Genomic DNA, 6,657 nt, shown 5'->3' with positions numbered 1-6,657 from the left:
GCAGGGCCTGCGCATCGCCTATGTGGCGCAGGAGCCGCTGCTGGCCGGGCAGGCCACGGTGTTCGAGTCCGTGCGCGAGGGCCTGGCCCCGGTGCTGGCGCTGGTGAACGCCTACACCCAGGGTGATGGCGACCTGGACGCGCTGCAGCGCCGGATCGAGGCGCAGGACGGCTGGAACTGGCAGCAGCGGGTAGAAGAGACGCTGCAGCGCCTGCACCTGCCACCGCAAGCCGTAATCAGCCAGCTGTCCGGCGGCACCAAGAAGCGGGTGGCGCTGGCTCAGGCCCTGGTCACCCGGCCCGACGTGCTGCTGCTGGACGAGCCCACCAACCACCTGGACCTGGAGGCCATCGAGTGGCTGGAAGGCCTGCTGCTGGACTTCAAGGGCAGCGTGGTCACCATCACGCACGACCGTGCCTTCCTGGACCGGGTGGCTACGCGCATCGTCGAGCTGGACCGTGGCCAGCTGCGCTCCTATCCCGGCAACTTCAGCCGCTACCAAGCGTTGAAGGAGGAACAGCTGGCGCAGGAGGCGGTGCTCAACGCCAAGGCCGACAGGCTGCTGGCGCAGGAGGAAGTCTGGATCCGCAAGGGGGTGGAGGCGCGCCGCACCCGCGCCCAGGGCCGCATCAACCGGTTGGAGACGCTGCGCCAGACCCGCGCGGCGCGGCGCGAGGCGCTGGGCCGGGTCAAGCTCGATGTCGCTTCCGGACTGCCCAGCGGCAAGATCGTGGCCGAGCTCACCGAGGTGTCCAAGTCCTTCGGCGACAAGGCCGTGGTGCGCGACTTCAGCGCCACCATCCTGCGCGGCGACAAGGTCGGCCTGATCGGCCCCAACGGCGCGGGCAAGACCACCCTGCTCAAGCTGATCCTGGGCGAGCTGGCGCCCGACAGCGGCAAGGTCCGCCAGGGCGCCAACCTGCAGGTGGCGTACTTCGACCAGATGCGCGACGCGTTGGACCTGGATGCAGCGCTGGAGGACTTCATCAGCCCCGGCAGCGAGTGGATCGAGATCGGCCGGCAGCGCAAGCACGTCAAGAGCTACCTCGGGGACTTCCTGTTCTCGCCGGCGCGCGCGCAGTCGCCCGTGCGTTCGCTGTCAGGCGGCGAGCGCAACCGGCTGCTGCTGGCACGCCTGTTCGCCCGGCCGGCCAACGTGCTGGTGCTGGACGAGCCGACCAACGACCTGGACATCGAAACGCTGGAGCTGCTGGAAGACCTGCTGCAGAACTACGAAGGCACGGTGTTCCTGGTCAGCCACGACCGCAGCTTCCTGGACAACGTGGTCACCAGCACCATCGCCTACGAGGGCGAGGGCCGCTGGCGCGAGTACGAAGGCGGCGTGCAGGACTGGTTGCTGCAGTCGCGCCGGGCCCAAGCCCTGGCCGCGGCACCTTCAGCCGCCAGGCCAGCGGACAGGGGCAAGCAGACGTCCCCGGCCACCCAGGCCAAGGGCGACCCTCCTGCGCCCAAGAAAAAGCTGAGCTACAAGGACCAGCGCGAACTCGAAGCCCTGCCTGCCCGCATCGAGACCCTGGAAGCGGAGCAGCGCGCCATCGCCGGCCAACTGGCCGACGGCAGCCTGTACGCCGGCGACCCAGCGCGTGCCACCCAACTGACCCAACGCAATGCCGAGATCGAGGACGCGCTGATGGCCGCTCTGGAGCGCTGGGAAGCGCTCAGCTGAGCCCGTCCGCCTGGCGGCCTGCTGTAAGCCATTGTCCGGCTCGCGATCGCGCCAACGGCTGACCTTGACGGCCCCACGGCCGGGCAGCAGCGGGCTACAGTGACCGCAAATGTTGCGCTTGCACGCCGACTACCCCTCCCGCCAGCAGCCTGCCGGCTGGCTGCTGCTGTGGCAGCTGATGGTCCTGCTGACCCTGGCTTCCCTGGCCGGCTGTGCCAGCCTGCCCGCCAATGTGCAGCGCACGCCTTCGCGAGCCTTCAGCGCGCCGGAAGAAACGCCGTTGGGCCGGCTCTCGCAGCAGCGGCAGGCCCAGGCGGGAGCGCGCAGCGATTCCGGCTTCCACCTGCTGGGCAACGTGGACACCGCCTTCACCAGCCGCCTGGCGCTGGTCGAAGGGGCCCAGCGCAGCCTGGACCTGCAGTACTACGCCATCCATGCCGACGCCAGCACCGAGCTGCTGCTGCAGCGCATCCGCGAAGCGGCCCGGCGCGGCGTGCGCGTGCGCATCCTGCTGGACGACTTCAACACGGTGGGCGAGGACGCGCAGGTGCTGCGGCTGGCCTTCGAGCCGGGCGTGGACATCCGCTTGTTCAACCCGCTGCCGGGCCCGCGTGGCTCGCTCATAGGCCGGCTGCTGGGTTCGCTGCACGACGTGGAGCGCATCCAGAAGCGCATGCACAACAAGCTGTTCCTGGCCGACAACGCCTGGGGCATCACCGGCGGGCGCAACCTGGGCGACGCCTACTTCGGCAGCGGCGAGAAAAGCAATTTCGTCGACCTGGACGTGCTGGCGGCCGGCCGCATCGTGCGCGACATGTCGCGCAGCTTCGACCGCTACTGGAACGACGAGCTGGCCTATCCGGTGCAGACGCTTCTGTCGCAAGGCGACCTGGACCGCCTGCGCGAGCAGCGCCAGACGTCGCCCCCCGACGACCCCTCGCGTCCGCCCCTGCCGGCGCGGGCGATCCCCGCATCCCTGCCGGCGGCCTCGCCGGACACGGTGCTGCCCGGCGTTTCGCCCGCCGCAGTGGCCCAGGAACGGCGGCCGCCGCTGGACCTGCAGCGCGTGCCCCTGGTGTGGGCACCTTCCGTGCTGCTGGTCGACAAGCCCGACAAGGTGGGACCGGACGAAGGCGAGGCGGACACGAGCGAGACCGTGATCGACGGCCTGCTGCAACTGATGGAGCAGGCCCGGCAGGAGGTCCTCATCATCTCGCCCTACTTCGTGCCGGGGCCGCAGATGATGGCCACTTTCGCCAAGTTGCGCGCGCGCGGCATCCCCGTGCGCGTGCTGACCAACTCCCTGGCCTCCAACGACGCGCCGGCCGCGCACGCCGGCTACGCGCGCCACCGCCCCGACCTGCTGCGCCTGGGCGTCGAACTGCACGAGATGCGCGCCGACCCCGGAACGGCTGGCAGCCTGTCCGGCTCGGGCCGCGGCAGCGGGCGCGGCCGCAGCGGCTTCGGCCTGGGCAGCGGCGCCGGCGGCTCCAAGTCCGGCAGCTCGCGCGCCAGCCTGCATTCCAAGGCGGTGATCATCGACCGGCGGCTGGCCGTCATCGGCTCCATGAACCTGGACCTGCGCTCGCAGCTGCAGAACAGCGAGGTCGCGCTGGTGATCCGCAGCCGCGTGCTGTCGCAGCAGGCCGCCGAACTGATCACTACAACGTTCGCCACCGGCGCCTACCGTGTGGTGCTGCAGGACGACGGCCTGCGCTGGCAGGCACCGCCCGGGGCGGCCTTCCCCGGCACCGACCAAGAGCCCGAGGCCAGCCTGCGGCTGCGGCTGCTGGTGCGCCTGATCGCCCCCTTCGCGCCCGACGAGATGCTGTGAGGCGGGCGCGCGTGTCCGCGTTCAGCCTCGCCGCACAAGCTCCGAGTACTTCCTCCAGAACGCCGCGTCCTGCGTGGTCGCGAAGTTGATGCGCATCAGCGTGCTGGGCTTGCGCTCGGCGTGGAACAGCGCACCGGGCGCCAGCAGGTAGCCTTCGTCCAGCATGCGCTGGGCCAGTTCGTCGGTGTCCACGCCGGTGTCCACCCAGCCGAACAGGCCCGCCGGTTCGGCCGCGAAGCTGCAGCCGGCCGCCAGCGCCAGCTTCACGCTGCGGCTGCGCGCCGCGTCCAGCCGCGTGCGGATGCGCTCGGCATGGCGGCGCAGCTGGCCCTGCTCGATGCACAGCGCCAGCGCCTTCTCCAGCAGCGCCGGCGTGGTCAGCGTCCCCAGCAGCTTGGTGTCCAGCAGCTGCTCGATCAGGGAGGGGTGGGCGGCCAGGAAGCCGACCCGCCAGTTGGGCGCCAGGATCTTGGCGAAGCCGCTGACGTGGATGGTGCGCTGCAGGCCGTCCAGCGCGCACAGCCGCGAGGCATGCGGCGGCGCGATGTGGCTGTAGGTGTCGTCCTCGACGATGTGGAAGCCGTGCTGGTTGGCCAGCTGCAGCACGCGGTGCGCGCTGCCCGGCGACAGGCAGTAGCCGGTGGGGTTGTGCAGCACGCTCACGCTGACGTACAGCTTGGGGGCATGCACCTCGCAGTAGCGCGCCATCACCTCCAGGTCGGGCCCGTCCGGGCGGCGCGGCATCGGCAGCAGGCGCATGCCCAGCGCCGTCAGCCGCGCGAACTCCACCGCCCAGCCCGGTTCCTCCACCATCACGAAATCACCCGGGCGCAGCAAGCTGCGGCTGACGATGTCCAGCGCATGCGTTGCCCCCACCGTGGTGATGATCTGCTCCGGGCTGGCCGGCACGCTCAGCGCGGCCAGCTTCCTGGCCAGCGCGCGGCGCAGGCCGCCGTCGCCCAGGGGCTCGCCGTAGCGCAGCGAGAACTCGTGCAGCGCGCGCGTCGAAGTCACCTTGCGCACCGCCGCCGCCATGAAGGTGGACTCCAGCCACTCCGGCGGCAGCACGCCCATGCCCGGCTGCGGCTTGTTGCTCACCTGGTGGAACATGCCGCGGATCAGGGCGGTGGCATTGACCGGCGAAGCCGGCGGCCGCCGCGCGATCCAGTGCGCCACGGACCAGCCGCCCTCGTGGGCCGCCGCCGCGGCGTCCGGCGCGCTGTCGGGCGGGCGGGTGCCGGCATCCGCCCCCGACGCCGGCGTTTCCCTGACAAAGAAGCCGCGGTTCTTGCGCGCCTCCACCAGGCCCTCGGCCAGCAGCTGGTCGTAGGCGGCCACCACGGTGGACGGGCTCACGCCCTGCTGCTGCGCGCACTGGCGCACCGAGGGCAGCCGCGCGCCGGGCGCCAGCAGCCGGGTGCGGATGCGCTCGGCAAAGCGCGCCGACAGCTGTTCGGTCAGCGACTGGGAGGAGGTCTTCATCAGCATGGCGCGCCCTTCGTGTACTGCCCTGGCGACCGGTACAGATGTCCAACTGATCTGGCCAACTGTACTGGTGGTGTACTGGTGGCGCAGATTACAGTGGCCGGCATGAAACCGCAATCCAGGCGCCTGCCATGACCGCCAGCGAACTCGCGGCGCTGCTGGTGTTCTGCACGGCGATGAGTTTCTCGCCGGGGCCCAACACCACGCTGTCCACCGCGCTGGCAGCCAACCACGGCCTGCGGCGCGCGCTGCGCTTCTGCCTGGCCGTGCCGGCCGGCTGGACCCTGCTAATGCTGGCCAGCGGCCTGGGGCTGGGCGCGCTGGTCACCGGCCTGCCGCCGCTGCGCTGGGCCGTCAAGCTGGCAGGCGTGGCCTACATGCTGTGGATGGCCTGGAAGCTGGCTGGCGCCGGCGAGCTGGCACGGGTGGACGAGCGGCGGCTGGACATCGGCTTCGCCCAGGGCGTGGGCCTGCAGTTCCTCAACATCAAGGCCTGGATGCTGGCGCTGACGCTCACCGCGGGCTGGGTGGTCAACGCCGGCGGCCAGCCGGCGCCCAACCCGGGTGAGCGCCTGGCCCTGATCTGCCTGCTGATGATCGGCTTCGCCTTCAGCAGCAACTTCCTCTACGCCCTGGCCGGCTCCATGCTGCGCGGCTTCCTGGCGCGGGGCCGGCGCCTGCTGTGGTTCAACCGCGCGCTGGCGCTGGTGCTGGCGCTCACCGCCGCCTGGATGCTCACGGTATGAGAAGCGACGAGATCCGCGGCCTCTGGCTGGGCCTGCTGGGCGTGGCCATCTTCGCGCTCACGCTGCCCATGACCCGGCTGGCCGTGGGCACGCCCGAGGCGCCGCAGATGTCGGGCGTGTTCATCGCCCTGGGCCGCGCCGTGGTGGCGGCCCTGCTGTCGGCCGGCTTCCTGCTGGCCACCCGCGCGCCCTGGCCGCGGCGCGAGGACTGGTGGCCGCTGGCCATCACCTCCGCGGGCGTGGTGTTCGGCTTTCCGCTCTTCACCTCGATCGCCATGCGCCACGTCGAAGCGGTGCACGCCAGCGTGATCGTGGGCGTGCTGCCGCTGGCCACCGCCGCGGTCGGTGCCTGGCTGCACCGCCAGCGCCCGTCTGCCGGCTTCTGGGCCTGCGCCGCGCTGGGCAGCGTGCTGGTGGTGCTGTTCGCCCTGCTGCGCTCGGGCACCAGCGGCCTGTCGCTGCATCCCGCCGACGCGCTGCTGCTGGCCGCCATGGCCTGCGCCGCCATCGGCTACGGCTGGGGCGCGCGCCTGTCGCAGCGCATGCGGGCCGAGCACGTGATCTGCTGGGCGCTGCTCATCGCGCTGCCGCTGACGCTGCCCGCCGCCTGGTCGACCCGGCCGCAGACGCCGCTGCCGGCGCCGGCCTGGTGGGGCTTCGCCTACGTGGCCGTCTTCTCGATGTGGCTGGGCTTCTTCGCCTGGTACCGCGGCCTGGCCCTGGGCGGCACGGTGCGCGTGAGCCAGGTGCAGTTGGTCCAGCCCTTCCTGAGCATGCTGTTCGCCGTGCCCCTGCTGGGCGAACGGCTGGATGCAGTGACGCTGGGCTTCGCCGTCGCCGTCATCGCCACCGTGTTCATCGGCAAGCGCATGCCGGTGCGTCCCCGCGCGGCCTGAGCGCTGCAT

Annotated in this window: 5 protein-coding genes (1 of these 5 running past the window's edge); 4 read left to right on the top strand and 1 reads right to left on the bottom strand. The window is 71.4% G+C overall.

Annotation, left to right across the window (positions count from 1 at the left end; genetic code table 11):
- Window positions 1–1,687: the 3' portion of an ATP-binding cassette domain-containing protein gene (locus tag RTA_RS02750; RefSeq protein ID WP_041674989.1), read on the top strand. 188 nt of this gene lie to the left of the window's left edge; 1,687 of the gene's 1,875 nt are visible here — the last part of the coding sequence; the start codon falls outside the window, past its left edge; it ends in the stop codon at window positions 1,685–1,687.
- 109 nt (window positions 1,688–1,796) lie between these two features.
- Window positions 1,797–3,521, top strand: a complete 1,725-nt coding sequence (locus tag RTA_RS02745; RefSeq protein WP_013899852.1) for a phospholipase D-like domain-containing protein — start codon at window positions 1,797–1,799, stop codon at window positions 3,519–3,521.
- Between the two features lie 21 nt (window positions 3,522–3,542).
- On the opposite strand, the gene RTA_RS02740 is transcribed toward RTA_RS02745, so the two are convergent.
- Window positions 3,543–5,009, bottom strand: a complete 1,467-nt coding sequence (locus RTA_RS02740) for an aminotransferase-like domain-containing protein (RefSeq protein ID WP_013899851.1) — start codon at window positions 5,007–5,009, stop codon at window positions 3,543–3,545.
- Between the two features lie 128 nt (window positions 5,010–5,137).
- Between RTA_RS02740 and RTA_RS02735 the strand changes: the two genes are divergently transcribed.
- Window positions 5,138–5,752: a LysE family translocator gene (locus RTA_RS02735; RefSeq protein WP_013899850.1), complete on the top strand. Its 615-nt coding sequence runs from the start codon at window positions 5,138–5,140 to the stop codon at window positions 5,750–5,752.
- Window positions 5,749–6,648: a DMT family transporter gene (locus RTA_RS02730; protein WP_013899849.1), complete on the top strand. Its 900-nt coding sequence runs from the start codon at window positions 5,749–5,751 to the stop codon at window positions 6,646–6,648. The genes RTA_RS02735 and RTA_RS02730 overlap by 4 nt, the downstream gene beginning before the upstream one ends.
- The last annotated feature ends 9 nt before the right edge of the window (window positions 6,649–6,657 follow it).

Origin of the sequence: Ramlibacter tataouinensis TTB310 (assembly GCF_000215705.1) — a bacterium.
Lineage (GTDB): Bacteria > Pseudomonadota > Gammaproteobacteria > Burkholderiales > Burkholderiaceae_C > Ramlibacter > Ramlibacter tataouinensis.
Note: the sequence above shows the minus strand (reverse complement) of the source record. Positions and strands in the feature narration are given on the sequence as shown.